Genomic DNA, 16,285 nt, shown 5'->3' with positions numbered 1-16,285 from the left:
CGATCGATGGACTGAAGAATAACGATTCAATGTCCGCATAAAAATACCGAAGGCAAGAAGACATTTTTTCAAATAGTGAAATAATCCAGGTGTGTATTTAGGGCCGGTTCGAGACGTAGCTGACTGCACGTTTCGCCTATGCGCTCAAGGTCACGGTTCACCATCGCAGCGTTGATTTCATTTTGCGCAATAATGTTTTTCGCTGTCATAAAGCCCGTCGCAGCACGACTAAGGGGATCAGGTCATCGCTTGCTGGCGGGCACATGTTCAATACCGATTCGCTTGCGCAGGAACGTGCGGGAGAATGGCGCACACGTTCGGGAACTGCGCGAGGAGACCCACCCGCCTATGAACCACAACGATTCACGAGACAACGTGCGGCAACCGCGAGCGCGGCGACGGAGCATGCCATGGCGCAAGTAAGCGGGCCGGCGCTCGACGATCCCGTCTATCTGACGCAACTGCGGCGCGACCTGTTGCGCTTCGCCCGTTTGCAACTACGCGATGCCGCTGCCGCCGAAGACGCCGTCCAGGAAGCGCTGGCCGCCGCCTGGACGCAAGCCGACCGGTTTGCCGCGCAATCGGAACACAAGACGTGGGTGTTCGGCATCCTGCGGCACAAGCTTGTCGACACCTTGCGCGCCCGGCAGCGCACCGTGAACCTGTCGGCGCTCGAATCCGAAATCGACGGCGAAGCGCTCCTCGATCGCGAACTCTTCAAGGACAACGGCCACTGGTCGCGCGAGTCCAAGCCGCAGCCGTGGCCGACGCCGGAAACCGCGCTGCGGCAGCAGCAATTCTGGACCTTGTTCGAGATGTGTCTGGAACACCTGCCCGAGCACATCGGGCGCGTGTTCATGATGCGCGAATTCCTCGATCTCGAAACCGAAGCGATCTGCGCCGAACTGCAGATGACCGCCAATCACTGCAGCGTGCTGATCTACCGCGCGCGGCTGCGCTTGCGCACTTGCCTGAGCGAAAAGGGCCTATCCAGAGAGGATGCGAATGGGGAAGTGTAAGAACATCACGCGCCTGTTGTCAGACGCGCTCGACCGCCCTTTGACGACCGGCGAATGGGTCGCGATCCGGCTGCATCTGCCGACTTGCAGCGGCTGCCGCAATTACCGCAAGCAGATTCGCCTGCTGCGCGTGGCTGCGCATACGGTGAGCGGGATTGCGACGCCGGGGGCGGGCGGCAACGACGACTGAAGGGGCGCCTCTTGCGATCCCCCTGCCGGGCTCAGGTCAACACGGTCCACAACGCGAACGTCAATATGAGACCGACTACGGATACGATCGTCTGCAGCACCGACCAGACCATAACCGTCTGCTTCAATTGCAGCCCGAAGTATTCGCGCACCATCCAGAAGCCCGCATCGTTCACGTGGCAGAAGAACACGGAACCGGCACCGATCGCGAGCGCCATCAGCGAATTGTGGGTCGTGCTGAGGCCCGCGACGACCGGCGCAACGATGCCGGCGGTCGTGGTGGTCGCAACGGTCGCGGAACCGGTGGCCTGCCGCAGCGCGACGGCGATCAGCCACGCCAGCAAAATCAGCGGCATGTGCGCGCCGACGGCGATCTTGCCGATCGTCGTGCTGATGCCGGCCACCACAAGCGCCTGCTTGAGGCCACCGCCTGCGCCGATGGTCAGCAGCAGGGCAGCGATCGGCGGCAAGCTCTTGCGCAGAATACCGCCGACCCGGTCGCGCGCCATGCCGCGCGACCAGCCCAGCGCCACCACCGCGAACAGCACGGTGAGGCCGAGGGCGACCAATGGCTCACCCAGAAAATTGAGTGCGTTGAACAGGAAAGTCTCGGGTTGAAGCAGAAGTTTCGCGACCGTGCGGCCCAGCATCAGCACGACCGGCAACAGGATCGTGATGAGCGAGATCGCGAAACTCGGCGGTTCGCCGGCGTTTTGCGGCGCAGTGAAAAGCTTGCCCATTTCTTCCGGCTCAACCACGTGCATCCGTTTCGACAACCAGATGCCGTAGACCGGACCCGCGAGAATGACCGCGGGAATCGCGACGATCATGCCGAGACCGAGCGTCAGGCCGAGATCCGCATGCAACGCACTCACCGCAATCAGCGGACCCGGATGCGGCGGCAACAATGCGTGCAGCGTGGTCATGCCGGCGAGCGCGGGAATCGCAATACGCAGAATTGGCTGCTGCGAGCGGCGCGCCATCACGAAGATGATCGGCACCATCATCACCAGACCGACTTCAAAGAAAAGCGGCAAGCCGACGATGATCGCCACCAGTGCCATCATCCAAGGCAGCGTGCGCGGCGTGGAATGTTTGAGGATGGTCGAGACGAGCCGGTCGGCAGCGCCTGATTCCGCCATCAGCGCACCGAGCATCGCCCCTAGCGCGATGATAATGCCGACGTCGCCGAGCAATGCACCGGCGCCTTTGCTGAATGCGCTGGCCACCGCTTCCAGCGGCAGACCGGCCGAAAAACCCGCCGCGAACGTGCCGACCAGAATCGACAGAAACGGCGCGAGCTTCAGCACGCTGATAAAGACGATGATCAGTGCGAGTCCGAGCACGCACGACAAGATCAGTTGAGTATCGTGGGATGACCACGGCGTGAGTGTTGTCGTCAGATGCACGATGTCCCTTTTCCGATTGACGCAGCCGCGACTGCGCGCGGATGACGGATTGTAGCGGGGCACGGCGACTAGACGCAGCCAGGCATCTTCGGTGTGCCTGTGCCCTCTGCCGTGATTTGCTTATGCGAATTTATCGGTTCGTCCAAGCCTGCAGACGAATTATCGTCGAAGCCAATCGGTCCGTTTTGCGTCCGTCTTTTTAACGAGCACTTTTATGTCCCGTCATCCGTTGCTCAACCGCCGTGCGTTTATCGCCGGCGTGGGCGCCTCGCTGGCCGCCGCGGCGTTGCCCGTTGTCTCCACGTCAGTCTTCGCCGCGGACGCGCAGGTGAAGGAATTTCGCATCGGTTATCAGAAGGCGGCCAATACGCTCGTATTACTGAAGGCGCACGGCACGCTCGAAAAGCGGCTTGCTCCGCTTGGCCTCACGGTTAAGTGGACCGAGTTCCCCGCCGGACCGCAGTTGCTCGAAGGACTGAATGTCGGCGCGATCGACTTCGGCTATGTCGGCGAAGCGCCACCGGTGTTCGCGCAGGCGGCCGGCGCGAACTTTGTCTACACCGCTTACGAGATCCCGACGCCGCATGCCGAAGGCATCCTCGTGCATCAGGACGCGCCGATCAAAACACTGGCCGACCTGAAGGGCAAAAAGATCGCGTTCAATAAAGGCTCGGACGTTCACTGGTTTGTGGTCGCCGCATTGCAGAAGAACGGCGTGAAGTACAGCGATATCCACCCCGTTTTTCTGGCGCCCGCCGATGCACGTGCGGCCTTCGAACGCGGTGCGATCGATGCATGGGCGATCTGGGACCCGTTCCTCGAGTCGGCAAAACGCCAGTCGAACGCCCGCTTGCTTGCCGACGCCGGAGGTATCGTGAGTCACCATCAGTTCTTCCTGAGCGCGCGGCCGTTTGCGCAGCGAAACGGTGACGTACTCGCGATCACGATGGACGAGGTGGGTAAAGAGGGAGCATGGATACGCGGCCACTACGGCGAAGCAGCCGCACAACTCGCGCCGATTCAGGGGCTCGACGCAGGCGTGATCGAAGCGGGTTTGCGGCACTACGCGCACATCTACAAACCCGTCGACGCGAACATACTTGCAGAACAACAACGTATTGCCAACACATTCAGCGAATTGCACATCATCCCGACAAAGATTGTGACGAAGGACGCTGCATTACCCGCCAAGGCCTAAGTCACGTAGGCCTTGATGTTTCGACGCCTAGGCGAATAGCGCTTCGACATTTTCCGGCGGGCGACCAATCACGGCTCGCCCGTTTCGCACGACGATCGGTCGTTGCAGGAGGATGGGGTGCTTTGCCAATGCTTCGTATAACTGAGCGTCGCTCAACGTGACGTCGGCGAGATCGAGTGCTTTGTATTCGGCTTCGGTGTCGCGGATCATCTCTCGGACTGTGCAGCCTAGTTGTGCGTTGAGTTGCTTTAACTGGGCGACCGTGGGCGGCTGTTTCAGGTATTCGACAATTTCCGTCGGTTCGTTTGCGCTGTTGTAGGTGCTAGCAATCAGGTCGCACGTGGCTCGCGATTTTGAACAACGGGGGTTGTGGTAGATGGTGATCATGGTGATTTGCTAGGCGGTGTTTGTATTGGGTTGCAGGACGCTTTGGGTGGGGATTTTAGCGGGTGCCGGCGATCGAGTGGGCGAGTGGGCGAGTGGGCGAGTGGGCGAGTGGGCGAGTGTGATCGGGTGCCGTTTGGTTGTGCAAGGGGCTTTGCCTGTTGGTGATGGCGTCGTTTGGTTTATGCGCATAAAGCGGGGGGTGAGGTTGTCTTCACGTAACGTGGGGCGATGCGCATCGTTCCGCGGAACGCTTCGGCTCGTATTGTGTGGGCCTGCTTCTGTATTCATGAACGCGCGGCAGCCAGTTCGAGCGTCCAAGTGCCGTGCCGCCGTGCCGCCGTGCCGCCGTGCCGCCGTGCCGCCGTGCCGCCGTGCCGCCGTGCCGCCGTGCCGCCGTGCCGCCAGGATCATGCATCGATCCGCGCTGCCACATCCCACCGTAGCGACGACTCGATGGTCGAGTAACGCCAGAGGGGTTTATGCGCATAAAGATGTCTACACGAAATGGCTCGCGGGGCTCGATAGTGACCCGCATATGCCACTTGCCGCCAACAGCCGGGCCACGCAAAAACGATGTGGCGAGGCCAGATCTGGCCAGGCGGGGTCGCGTCGAATCCATATGGCCGATGCGCCCAGCTATATCCAGGGGTGTCACCCCACATCACACAGGATCGCGCGGCCACTTCTCCTCCTTTCGCCACCTCATATCTGATATCTCCCAGACGCCGCCAACGTGTCACCGTTGATCGCGCTTCACAGCCGCTACGCTGTCGCTTGCCATGCCCCCATCCTTTATGCGCATAAACCTATCCCAAACGGCTAATTCTTCTCGCGTTTACACAAAAACGATTGAAATGCGAATTCATCCAGGTAAAATCCATCTGCGTCTAAAAAGAGGAGGTGAAGATTGGCAGCAGAAATCATCGCGGTAACTCAGCAGAAGGGCGGGGTCGGGAAGAGCACAATCGCGATGCACCTCGGCGCTGCGTTCCATGAGAAAGGCAAACGCGTCCTCGTCGTAGACGCAGATGGTCAAAACACACTGATCCATTGGGCCAGTGCATCATCAGACGGCGACACCGGCATCCCCTTTCCAGTCGTCAACCTCTCCGAAGCCGGCAGCCAGATCCATCGCGAGATCAAGAAGTTCGTGGCGGACTACGACATCATCGTCGTCGACTGCCCGCCCTCCATCACCGAGAAAGTGTCCGGCGTCGTGTTGCTCGCGGCGAGCGTCGCGATTATGCCAACGTCGTCTTCGCCCGCCGACTATTGGTCGAGCGTCGGACTGGTCAAGCTCGTGCAGCAAGCCCAGGTCATGAACGAGGACCTGCGAGCAGTCTTTCTGCTGAATAAGACCGAAGAGAAGCGAATGCTGACGCGCGAACTGAAGCGCGCGTTGGAAGAACTCGGCTTCCCACTGCTTAAGACCCAGATCCCGACGCGCGAAGCCTACAAGCAGGCAATGGCGTTAGGGCAGACAGTGCTTCAGATGAACGATCGCGGCGCCAAGCTCGCCGCCATCGAAGTACGGGCGTGCGCCAACGAGATCGCAGCCTTGCTCCCCTGAATTTATGCGCATAAAGGACCCTGAATGAAACCCTCCCAATTCGCCAAAGGCTTTCAAGCACGTCCTGATACGACCAGCAGCGAAAAGCGAACCGCCCTCGACCGCCTGAATGCGATCGACGGTATGGTCAAGACTGGCGATGTACCGAGCCGCACGATCCACCCGGTCATGCCGCAGGACGTCGCGGAAGTCGAAGCAGCCGATATCGCCAATGAGTCGGCGGCCTACCGCGCGTGGCGGATCGAACACGCTTACCGTCCGGGCCAGGTCATCGAGCTCGCGCTCAAAACGATCAAGCCGAGCCCGTTCAATCCGCGCCATTTCTATCTGAAGTCGTCGATTGCCGAGCTTGCCGTCAATCTGGCGAAGCAGGGGCAGCAGCAGGCGATTCACGTCATCCCCGATTACGACAATCCCGGCACCTACTTTGTCAGCGACGGCGGCCGGCGTGTACGGGCGCTCAAAGAAGCGAACAAGGAATCGGTGAAGGCGATCGTTATCGACCTGCCGATCGGCATTCAGAGCTACAAGCTCGGCTACGACCTCAACGTCCAGCGCGATTCGCAGACAGTATTCGACAACGCCGTCGTCTGGAAACGCTTTCTCGACGATCGGCATTTCCAGAGCCAGAAGGAGCTCGCCGAACATCTTGGATTGGACGAGTCGACCGTCGCAGTCGCGCTGTCGATCGCAAAGCTGCCCGAGGAGGTGATGCATGAGATGGTCGCAAGGACCGACCGCTTTGGTTCAAACATGGCGTATCAGGTGGGCCGGTACCACACTGCCCGAGGCGCCGACGCTACGCTACGCCTGATCAACAAAATCCTCTCGGACGACCTGAGCACGCGGCAGGTCGCGGACATCGTGAAGGGCAGGGCAAGCGCACAGGAAAGTACCAAGCCGGCGGGTCGGCAGCGCTATGCGCAGCGTCTGGAAATCAAGCTCGGCGGTGTCTCAGTCGGCGACCTGAAATCGTATGGGGACGATCGAATCGAACTGCGTCTGAAGGGGCTCACACGTGAAAAGCGTGACGACATCCTTCGTCAGATTGAAAAGATGCTGAAGTAACAGAGGGGAAGAGTCAGCAGGAAAAGACACGGCGGCGCACGAGAGTGGCCGCCGTTTTTCTTGATGCGCTTTTGATGATTACGCCGCGCGCGATTGGCTCAGCGTGAAGGCGAGCAGGTCGCCATCGGTGGGTTCGCCCCACGTTTTGCGCGCCAGCCAATCGAAGAACGCCGTTTCGACGATCTTCGAGTCCAGTCCACGACGGCGCCAGTCGTCCCGCATGTGCGTGCCGAGATCCGGCAACTCGTCTTCCTCGAACGACTTCCGCGCGACCTCCCGCTCGGACTCGCCTTGCTCGTCGTAAAGCTCGCGTGCTTCCTTGCGGCGAACCGCCGAGTACTCGCCAAGCAGACGCGCTTTCAGATCGTCCGCCGGCGCGGCCACCGCGGCTTTGCCACCGCTACCCGACTGCAGCGCCTCGACCGGCGGCGCATAGCCCTTCTTCAATGCATCCTTGAACAGAGCCGGCGCGCTACGCACAGCGGGCAAGGACGTGCTGCGCATGCGTTGCTCCGTCATCTGCAGCGCCGCGCGAATCCGATTTTCTTCGCTATCGGCGTACAGTGTTTGCGCTTCTTTCAACGGAATGCCGATCTTCACCATCCGGTCGACCAAGGTGCTGTCGAACACATTCGGGTGTTCGTCGAGTGCAAGCATGGGCTGCTTGCGCTCGGTCACGCGAAACTGGATTTCGGCGACACGCCGCCCTTCCCGGTGCTCGATCAATTCGACAAAGATGTTGGTGACCGCATTCACCTCGGCAATGGCCGGGCGCAGGTAATCGCGCTTGAAGTACTTGTACTCCCGCTTCGCCTCGTCGCCCGCTTCGGTGTCCGGGGTACCGGAGAGGATAGGGCGCCACCATTCCCACGATTCGCGCATCGTCAGATGGCTCGGGTTGGTCAGGTAGCGAACGCAAATCTCGTAAAGTGCGAGGCCCGCGCTACTGCGCAGCTGGCTCTGGAACTGCAGACTCAGCCGCGCATACTGAACCGGATCGAGCAGCTTCTTCTTGATCTTCGGCGCGAATGAGAACTCCACCCAGACGCGGCGGGTGGTGGGATCTTCGAGAATTTCCGCGTCGGCAATCAGCGTGGAGATACCCCATTTCCGACCCGGCTTCTGGCTGGACGTGCCCGTGCTCCATTCGACCTGCACCGACACCATACGCCGCAGGTGCTCTTTCACGAGCGCCGTATCGTTCGAATCGAATGCCGAATTGGCGACGATGTCGGACAGCAAGGCCCGATACGTGTCGCCAGATTCGTCAGCTTGCTGAGCGACGGCAAGGAGAACGTTGAACAGCTTGCGGGTGAGGAGCGTGATCTTGCCGCTCTTGGGCTGGATGGCGATCGCCTCGACGGCCTTGCGCAATTCGGCCGAGCTCGGGCTGACTACATCTGTCTTCTTCGCGCGCTTCGTGGCCATGCGTCTGGTCGAGGAGGGATTTGGCGAGAGCATACCGGCTGTGGTGATACACGTCTATAGCATGCGTCTCACCGTTCGCGGTGAAGTGAGTTTACGAGGCGCAACTCACCTCGAGCAGCTCCCGAAAAACCTCACCTCACCCGCTTCTCGCCAGGTTCAGGGCATCCTTACAGGTCACGGCCTCCCGAAATACCGACCGATTTTCCGACTGCCGCGAACGGCAGCGATTCGATCCCGAATCTTCTCACCTCAAAAAATTCTCGTGAATTTGGGCCATGCGCACCTTGCGAGTTGGGCGCCTCACATTGAGTCGGTCGCGCAAACGCGCTTCGGCCCTTTTCAGCCGAGAGGGGAGGGGCAGGACCGGCAAGCGCGCCGAATCGCCTACCCAAGCAGGTACGGCAACTAAGCTCGCCGGAATGCACCCCCGTCGATCGCGGCCATCTGGCGTTCACCACGCAGCTACGCACGACAATCGCTACTTGTCCATTTGAGTTAATGGCTGCCAGCCCCGGCAGACAGACGCCCCGTTCACGCCGGCACGAGATTCGAGTCGGGACAAATGCTCCCGAAAAAGCTCACCTTAACCTCTGCTGAACGCTCGGAACGACGCGGCCTCCAGACGTGGTGGCCTGAAAAAACACCGATAAATACTCCCGAAAAGCCTCACCAATGAGTTGAAAAGAGGCTTGCGCAGGTCACGAAAAAGCCCCCCGAAAAACCTCACCTTTGCGCGGCGCGCAAAAAATTATTCAATAATTTCATGGAGTTACAGAGTAGCGGCTAGCGGAGCCATGAATACATGGTCCCGCATATCCTCACCCTTAACGGCTTTTCGGTGAAATCTGGCATCTTGGGTCACAACCCGAATGGCCCCGAAAAACCTCACCTTAAGAATTCAGCAGCCACAAAATCGGAACGGCGCCGACAGCGTCTGTAGGGCTTCTCCGGCCCGTCGTAGGGATTTTGGTCCTGTATTTCCTCACCTTAGCGATCGCGAGCGCCCCAAAAGACTCCCGAAAAACCTCACCTCTGGCCCCAAACAGGCAATTTCACGAGCCGGCGATCGCCTCGATCCACTTCTCCCGAATTCGCTCACCTTTCCCCACGGGTTAGCAACGACCCCATTGATGCTGCGGACAGAATTTCAGGCGAAATCGAGTTCAGCTCCCGCAAACGCTCACCTTAAGCTCCCGAATGCACAAAATTGAGGCAAAAACAGCGCCTCGTCCCCGGAAAGTCTCACCTTCGGTTCGCGTTTTCTCCTGTCTTGACTCACCAATGGGGTTTACGAGGCCAGAATAAGGTCAAAAACTGGGGTCCACGGCGGTCCCGAAAGCGCTCACCTTGCCGGCAGCCGGGCTCTGAACCGACTTTTGAGTGCTGCCGGGCGATCTGGGATGCCTCGGTCCCGCAAAATCTCACCTTTAGCCAAACCGCACTTTTGGGTCGGCTCCTGAACCCGCTCACGTTCTGTCCCGGACCCGCTCACCGAGGCCCCCGAACCTCATCACTCGACACTCCCGCAAGACCTCACCACCCCTCCCGCAAAGCTTCACCTTACCGGGCTGAAACCCCTGCCTGGTAAGGGTTTGCCGTGGCGTTAACGTTTTTAACATGGGTTCAAAGGTGTTTACTTTTATTACTCTCTAGAATTTCCCCCGCGTGTCCTTCGGACAAGACCTTTCCCCCAACCCAGCTCCCATGACATGTTCGTGAAACAGTGCGCGACCAGAAAGAAACCGATGAAAACTCTTTATTTACAAAGGCTTATTGGCTAATCTTCGTTTTGTTTCACGGGAAAACTCTGCTTGCCCCAATCTCTCGACCTACCCGCACCCCTGAAACACGCCATCTAGCCAAAAAACACTCATCACAAACAAATACGTAGCAAACAATACGTAAATTGTTATGATCAATCCAATTCGAGCGACGTCGAGGTAGATATGAATCTGGACCAGGAACGACAAGCCATCCGTAACGAGCTTGAATCGTTGAGGGCGAGTGGGGCACGGCGGCAGGACTTGTCACTGCATGCTTGCAAGCGGCTCTTTTTCGACTTGGGGATTCGTCCGTCCATGGCGGCCGTTCGCGACCTGACCCAAACAGGCAGCGCAAGCGACATTCCGAAAGACATCGACCACTTCTGGGAACGCATCAGAACGGTGTCGCGCGTAAAAGTCGGTGCCGGCGCGATCCCGAAAGCACTGGAAGACCGCGCCGGAGAACTGTTGGGCGCACTCTTTGAGGAAGCCGTCGTCCATGCCCGCTCGACCCTTGACAGCGAGCGCGAGGAAATTCGGACCCAAGTCGCTGCAGCCGACCAACGCGCACGAGAGGCGGAAATTCGCCGCGACGTGTCGGAAGAGGCGATCAAGCGCAGCGAGCTGAGAGCTGAAGCCGCGTGGGAACGCGTCCGCGCACTCGAGACTGAGCTATCCAGCACCACGACACATGGGACCGCTCACCAGGAAGGCTTGCAAGCAGCGGTGCGCCGGCTCGACGGCGAAAACGAAACGCTGCGTCAACGCCTCGATACCGAGCAGGCGACCAACGCGGCGCTCCGCGACCGTATCGATGCGCTCCATGTCGAACTGCGCCAAAGTACCGAACACTATGCGCAACAGATCAAAGACGCCGTCGCCGAAGCCGAGCGGCGTGTGAAGCCGATGCTGGTCGAGCTCGATTCATTACGCAGCATGGCCGCCACCTATCAGTCGGGGGTGCGTGATGCAAGCCGCAAGGAATTCGAGTTTATCCAGCAGATCGCCACAGCCAAGTCGCGCGGAGACCGGCTCGACGCGCAACTGCGCGAGCAATCGGACGAAGTAGATGCTTTGACGAAAGAAGTTGCCATGCTGCGCGGGCAACAGGGCATCGACCCGACAATCGGGGGCCTGCTGTGTGCGCTGGTCGAAGCAGGCAGGCTCACGACCGACGAGCTTGCAGTGATCGGCACCGCGGCGGACGGCCATATCACGCTGCCGCTGCGCTGCCCGAAATGCGAGGAAGGTGAGCCCGAACTCTCGCAGGTGGATCACCGCTTCGAATTGCAGTGTCCTGAGTGCGATCACTCGTCAGGGCTCGGTGAATCAAGGCTGGAGGCGGTTAGCCGGTTTCTATCGCGAGCTTCGATTGCAGCGTCGGCATGACGCGCGGCGCGGACGTTCTGGACGTTCTAACGGCCAAATCGTCAAAGGTGAGGAAATTCGGGACCCCAAGGGTGAGGTTTTTCAGGGTTCGGCCGATCCCCCTTTTCTCGTCAAACGCCCGTCGAGCCTGGGTGTTGGCAATGGTGGCGCGGCTGGATCCGGCTCATTGACGACCGGCGAATCCTGCTGATCCATCCACCTTTGCCACGCCCGATACAAACGGTTGGCGGACACTGCCTGCACAAATCCCAGCCATTGCCCGACCAGTTCTGCCTCAACCCCGCTCTCGAACAGGTCCGCCGCGAAGGTATTGCGCAAAGTTTGTGGACTGGCGCGTGAGGTTCGCGACGCGGCAATTCCAGCCGCGTCGATCAACGCGTCGACTGCGCGCAGCATTGTTGCCTTGTGCATCGGGCGTCCTGAAGGCGAAGCGGGAAAGACCAGATTGCCGGCCAATTCGGAGAGGCGCCGTTCGGCGAGCCATGCGTCGAGAATGGCGGCTGCGAAAGGCGCGAGCCGGGTCCGCCGCGTCAGCATCGGATTTGCGGACTCGATCGTGACCCAGGGTGAGCCGGCATTCACGCAACTAACCGTAAGCACCGCGGCCTCGCCCGTCTTGAGTCCGCCGCCGAGAAACACCGCAATCAAGGCACGATCGCGTCGCTCTCTCCAGCGTTGCGCTGCGGACAAGGCCGGCAAGGGCGAAAACAGATGCGCGATGAGCGCGGCTCGCTCGGCATGGTTAAGAAAACCGGTCGGTTCGTTGTCGCGTGCATTTCGCCATGCTGCTTCGCCATCCTGAGCAATGAAGCGTGCAGGATTGGTCGACGCGGATTCGATTTCGCGGACATGATCAAGCACCCGTTCAATGAGTCGCAAATACCTGACGCGTTGCGGTTTTCGGATCGCAAGGCCGCCCACGAATTCAGCGATGGTTTGCATATCGACCGTGACCAGACTCTTTTGACGAACGGCAAGCCAGTCGAGGAAAAGCCCCCACTGCGCTTGATAGACTTCAGCGGAAGAGCGCCTGAAATGCTGCTTGGCAAGCCATGCGTCGAACGCGATTTGCGGATCGCGGCGCCAGTCGTCGCGTTCCCGATCGAAGAGATCGGTTGACGGTGCAGGGCGCGGGACCGGGTCGGACAGATGAGGAGGTGACATACGCTATTTTTCCGTTAGTTGCGCGTATTGTAGGTGGCAGCCGACGAAAGTACAGCGCTTGAGTCAGTCGCCCCACGCCCGCGCGTGCCTTAGCGGAGCGCCCTTAGAGGCAGGTTGCGCGGCGCGGCGTGCCGCCTCTTCATAGGCCGAGACGGCAAACGCGAATACCGCGGGCAACGCGGTGGAGGTGCCGAAGTCGACCGCCTCGTCCGTTTCCGGATAAGGCAGCTCGGACGGCCGCTGGAACAGGCCAAGCATGATTGCGTCGTGTCGGCTGGCAAACCCGAGATCCGCCAATGCTTCGGCTTCGATTGCGTGTAGCAGGCGCCACGAGAGTGGGACCTGCTGGACGATGTAGCGCGCAGCGATATTGCGCACGATGTGTTCAAGATCGCGCGCCGCGGTTTGATAGCGCAGCGCGGCCAGAGCATGCTCGGCTTGGTCGGTGGTCAGGTCGTTCATTATCGGCTCCAGTCGATACCCCATACTGTACAAATATACAGTGTCCGGTGCAACCTCGCCCAAACGACAATTCAGTCCAACTCCGACATCAACCAGCAGCGGTGCGCCCGCCCCTCAGCCGTGAATCACCACTAGCAGCGCTTTCGCCTCGCCTTTTCCGGCGTTACGAATTGCGTGCGGCTCGTCGGCGACGTAGCGCGCCGTGTCCGCGGCCTTGAGCCGCTTCGTCGTGCCGGCCGCCTCGATCTCGATCGATCCCTGCAGCACGGTCAGATGCTCGCGCGTTCCGGGTTCGTGCGCGTTCGACACCAGCGCCCCGCCCGGCTGCAGCGTCAGTTCATACCACTCGAACTTGCCGGCCAATTCGATCGGCCCCCAGACACGCAACTGGTACTTGGCCTCGTGCCCGCTCAAAGTCGGGATGTCGTGAGGGCCGGAGACGGCGATCGCCTTCGGCGCCTTCTGCGGCGCGAACAGCGAATCGAGGCTGACGCCGAGCGCGTTCGTCAGACGCCAGGCGACCGCGATCGTCGGATTGGCCTTGTCGCGTTCGATCTCCGAGAGCATCGATTTCGATACGCCGGCCGCGCGCGACAGGTCGTCGAGCGTCATGCGCCGTTCGGCGCGCAGACGCTGAATCTGCTCGCCGACGCGAGGCGGCGCCGCGATCGCCGGGACCGAACTCGCGCCCGAAGTGGGTGCCGCGTTGGCTGCTGCGCGGCGGATTCCCGAACTTGCCATTTACTGACCTATCGTTTAGAGTTGTTCGACATACCGGATTTTAGTTCGAAAAAACGAAAATATCCGATAAAACTGACAACCGACTATAACAGCCCGCCTCGACGCCGAACATGCTCCACGCGCCGAGCATGTCGTCCACAGGCGCATCACCCTTTCAGGAGTCTGGTTCATGCGTGACCTTTACCTCGCCCATCTGCGCGGCACTCTCGAGCAGATCCGCGCTGACGGGTTTTACAAGAACGAGCGCGTGATCGCCAGCCCGCAGTCGGCTGACGTGCGTCTCGCGAACGGCACGGAAGTGCTGAATTTCTGCGCCAACAACTATCTCGGTCTGGCCAACGACGAACGGCTGATCGAGGCCGCGAAGCTTGGCCTGGATAGCGACGGATTCGGCATGGCGTCGGTGCGTTTCATCTGCGGCACGCAAACCGTGCACAAAGACCTCGAAAAAGCGCTCGCCGCATTCCTGCAAACCGACGACTGCATTCTCTACTCCAGCTGTTTCGATGCAAACGGTGGTTTATTCGAAACCCTGCTCGACGAAAGCGACGCCATCATCAGCGACGAGCTGAACCACGCGAGCATTATCGACGGTGTGCGGCTTTCGAAGGCGAAGCGCTTTCGCTACAAGAACAATGACCTCGCCGATCTCGAAGCCAGGCTGAAAGAAGCCGATGCCGCCGGCGCGCGCTTCAAGCTGATCGCGACCGACGGCGTGTTTTCGATGGACGGCATCATCGCCAACCTCGTCGGCATTTGCGATCTGGCCGACCGCTACGGCGCACTGGTGATGGTCGACGATTCGCACGCGGTCGGTTTTGTCGGCGAACATGGGCGCGGCACGCCGGAACATTGCGGTGTGCTGTCGCGCGTCGACATCATTACCGGCACGCTCGGCAAAGCGCTGGGCGGGGCGTCGGGCGGCTACGTCGCCGCGCGCCAGGAAGTGGTCGATCTGCTGCGTCAGCGTTCGCGCCCCTATCTGTTCTCGAACACGCTGACGCCGAGCATCGCTGCCGCCTCGCTGAAAGTGCTCGAATTGCTCGCCAGCGACGAAGGTGCGCAACTGCGCGCGCGCGTGCGTGACAACGGCGCGCACTTCCGCCGCGCGATGAGTGCGCTCGGCTTCACGCTCGTGCCCGGCGAACACCCGATCATTCCGATCATGCTGGGCGACGCGCAACTCGCATCGAACATGGCCGACGCGTTGTTGAAGGAAGGCGTGTACGTGATCGGCTTCTCGTTCCCCGTGGTGCCCAAAGGCCGCGCGCGCATCCGCACGCAAATGAGCGCCGCGCACACGCCGGAACAAATCGATCGAGCCGTCGACGCATTCGCGCGAGTCGGCCGTCAACTCGGCATTATCTGAAGCGGAGGCGCACATGAAAGCATTGGCAAAACTCGAACGCGCACCGGGCCTCACGCTGACGGATGTGAAGAAGCCCGAAGTCGGTCACAACGACGTGATGATCCGCATCACGCGCACCGCAATCTGCGGTACCGATATCCACATCTGGAAATGGGACGACTGGGCACAAAAGACGATTCCGGTACCGATGCATGTCGGCCACGAATACGTCGGTGAAATCGTCGAAATGGGTCAGGAAGTACGTGGCTTTGCGATCGGCGATCGCGTGTCGGGCGAAGGACATATCACCTGCGGCTTCTGTCGCAACTGTCGTGCAGGACGCCGGCATCTGTGCCGAAATACGGTAGGCGTCGGCGTAAATCGTGAAGGCGCATTCGCCGAATATCTCGTGATTCCCGCGTTCAACGCGTTCAAGATTCCGCCCGAAATCTCCGACGATCTCGCCGCGATCTTCGATCCGTTCGGCAACGCCACGCATACGGCGCTGTCGTTCAACCTGGTCGGCGAAGACGTGCTGATCACCGGCGCGGGGCCGATCGGCATCATGGCGGTGGCGATTGCGAAACACGTCGGCGCACGCAACGTGGTGATTACGGACGTCAACGACTATCGCCTCGAACTCGCGCGCAAGATGGGCGCGACGCGTGCGGTGAACGTCTCGCGTGAATCGTTGCGCGACGTGATGACGGATCTGCACATGGCCGAAGGTTTCGACGTCGGGCTGGAAATGTCAGGTGTACCGAGCGCTTTCACGAGCATGCTCGAAGCGATGAACCACGGCGGCAAGATTGCGCTGCTCGGCATTCCGCCCGCGCAGACCGCGATCGACTGGACCCAGGTCATTTTCAAGGGCCTCGAAATCAAGGGCATTTACGGCCGCGAGATGTTCGAGACCTGGTACAAGATGGTCGCGATGCTGCAAAGCGGGTTGGACCTGTCGCCGATCCTCACACATCGTTTCAAGGTCGACGATTATCAGGAGGCGTTCGCCACGATGCTATCAGGCGAGAGCGGCAAGGTGATTCTCGACTGGACCGCCGCGTGAGCTAAAAAAACGGCACACGCAGGCGCATCCGCTGAAATGCAAAGCCTGAAACGCAGAGTCTGAAACCAAACGCCCGCACCGCGC

At 60.2% G+C, this 16,285-nt stretch carries 13 protein-coding genes and 2 pseudogenes; 9 read left to right on the top strand and 6 right to left on the bottom strand.

Translation table 11 applies throughout. From position 1 onward, the window contains the following. The first annotated feature begins 410 nt into the window (after nucleotides 1–410). Complete coding sequence (locus P3T22_RS00720; RefSeq protein ID WP_063500578.1) at nucleotides 411–1,019, top strand: RNA polymerase factor sigma-70; 609 nt, start codon at nucleotides 411–413, stop codon at nucleotides 1,017–1,019. After that, nucleotides 1,006–1,209, top strand: coding sequence for a zf-HC2 domain-containing protein (locus P3T22_RS00715; RefSeq protein WP_063500579.1), 204 nt, complete (start codon nucleotides 1,006–1,008; stop codon nucleotides 1,207–1,209). The genes P3T22_RS00720 and P3T22_RS00715 overlap by 14 nt, the downstream gene beginning before the upstream one ends. Nucleotides 1,210–1,240: 31 nt before the next feature. Here P3T22_RS00715 and P3T22_RS00710 read toward each other — a convergent pair whose 3' ends face one another. Beyond that, entirely contained in the window at nucleotides 1,241–2,617 is a 1,377-nt protein-coding gene (locus P3T22_RS00710; RefSeq protein WP_429323935.1) for a gluconate:H+ symporter, read from the bottom strand. 214 nt (nucleotides 2,618–2,831) lie between these two features. Between P3T22_RS00710 and P3T22_RS00705 the strand changes: the two genes are divergently transcribed. Next, nucleotides 2,832–3,815 (top strand): sulfonate ABC transporter substrate-binding protein, encoded by a 984-nt coding sequence (locus P3T22_RS00705; RefSeq protein ID WP_429323934.1) that lies wholly within the window; start codon nucleotides 2,832–2,834, stop codon nucleotides 3,813–3,815. A 27-nt stretch (nucleotides 3,816–3,842) separates the two neighbouring features. Here P3T22_RS00705 and arsC read toward each other — a convergent pair whose 3' ends face one another. Next, entirely contained in the window at nucleotides 3,843–4,202 is a 360-nt protein-coding gene (arsC, locus tag P3T22_RS00700) for an arsenate reductase (glutaredoxin) (RefSeq protein ID WP_429323933.1), read from the bottom strand. Nucleotides 4,203–5,109: 907 nt separating this feature from the next. Here arsC and parA point away from each other — a divergent pair. The 3 genes and pseudogenes from parA to P3T22_RS00685 form a co-directional block, all read left to right on the top strand. Next, nucleotides 5,110–5,772 (top strand): ParA family partition ATPase, encoded by a 663-nt coding sequence (gene parA, locus P3T22_RS00695; protein ID WP_063498136.1) that lies wholly within the window; start codon nucleotides 5,110–5,112, stop codon nucleotides 5,770–5,772. 24 nt (nucleotides 5,773–5,796) lie between these two features. After that, nucleotides 5,797–5,905: pseudogene (locus P3T22_RS00690) on the top strand (ParB/RepB/Spo0J family partition protein); the annotation flags it as partial. Nucleotides 5,906–5,970: 65 nt separating this feature from the next. Continuing rightward, nucleotides 5,971–6,840, top strand: a pseudogene (locus P3T22_RS00685) (ParB/RepB/Spo0J family partition protein); the annotation flags it as partial. 78 nt (nucleotides 6,841–6,918) lie between these two features. On the opposite strand, the gene P3T22_RS00680 reads toward P3T22_RS00685, so the two are convergent. Continuing rightward, nucleotides 6,919–8,268: a replication initiation protein gene (locus P3T22_RS00680; protein ID WP_063498138.1), complete on the bottom strand. Its 1,350-nt coding sequence runs from the start codon at nucleotides 8,266–8,268 to the stop codon at nucleotides 6,919–6,921. A gap of 1,946 nt (nucleotides 8,269–10,214) precedes the next feature. Between P3T22_RS00680 and P3T22_RS00675 the strand changes: the two genes are divergently transcribed. Further along, a complete protein-coding gene (locus P3T22_RS00675; protein ID WP_063498140.1) occupies nucleotides 10,215–11,420 on the top strand; it encodes a DNA-binding protein in 1,206 nt (401 codons plus the stop codon). A gap of 81 nt (nucleotides 11,421–11,501) precedes the next feature. Here the strand turns inward: P3T22_RS00675 and P3T22_RS00670 are convergent, their stop codons facing one another. The 3 genes from P3T22_RS00670 to P3T22_RS00660 form a co-directional block, all read right to left on the bottom strand. Beyond that, nucleotides 11,502–12,584 carry a tyrosine-type recombinase/integrase gene (locus tag P3T22_RS00670; protein WP_063498141.1) on the bottom strand — a complete coding sequence of 361 codons (1,083 nt, stop codon included), beginning with the start codon at nucleotides 12,582–12,584 and terminating at the stop codon, nucleotides 11,502–11,504. Nucleotides 12,585–12,647: 63 nt separating this feature from the next. After that, nucleotides 12,648–13,046, bottom strand: a complete 399-nt coding sequence (locus P3T22_RS00665) for a DUF2471 family protein (RefSeq protein WP_063498142.1) — start codon at nucleotides 13,044–13,046, stop codon at nucleotides 12,648–12,650. 114 nt (nucleotides 13,047–13,160) lie between these two features. Continuing rightward, nucleotides 13,161–13,787 carry a helix-turn-helix domain-containing protein gene (locus P3T22_RS00660; protein ID WP_429323932.1) on the bottom strand — a complete coding sequence of 209 codons (627 nt, stop codon included), beginning with the start codon at nucleotides 13,785–13,787 and terminating at the stop codon, nucleotides 13,161–13,163. A gap of 169 nt (nucleotides 13,788–13,956) precedes the next feature. On the opposite strand from P3T22_RS00660, the gene P3T22_RS00655 reads away from it, so the two are divergent. Continuing rightward, nucleotides 13,957–15,156: a glycine C-acetyltransferase gene (locus P3T22_RS00655; RefSeq protein WP_429323931.1), complete on the top strand. Its 1,200-nt coding sequence runs from the start codon at nucleotides 13,957–13,959 to the stop codon at nucleotides 15,154–15,156. A gap of 13 nt (nucleotides 15,157–15,169) precedes the next feature. Beyond that, entirely contained in the window at nucleotides 15,170–16,201 is a 1,032-nt protein-coding gene (tdh, locus tag P3T22_RS00650; protein ID WP_063498145.1) for an L-threonine 3-dehydrogenase, read from the top strand. Nucleotides 16,202–16,285 lie beyond the last annotated feature (84 nt).

The sequence above is a fragment of the Paraburkholderia sp. GAS348 genome, from assembly GCF_050434205.1.
In the GTDB taxonomy this organism is placed as follows: Bacteria; Pseudomonadota; Gammaproteobacteria; order Burkholderiales; family Burkholderiaceae; genus Paraburkholderia.
This window is presented reverse-complemented; position numbering and strand designations above follow the sequence as displayed.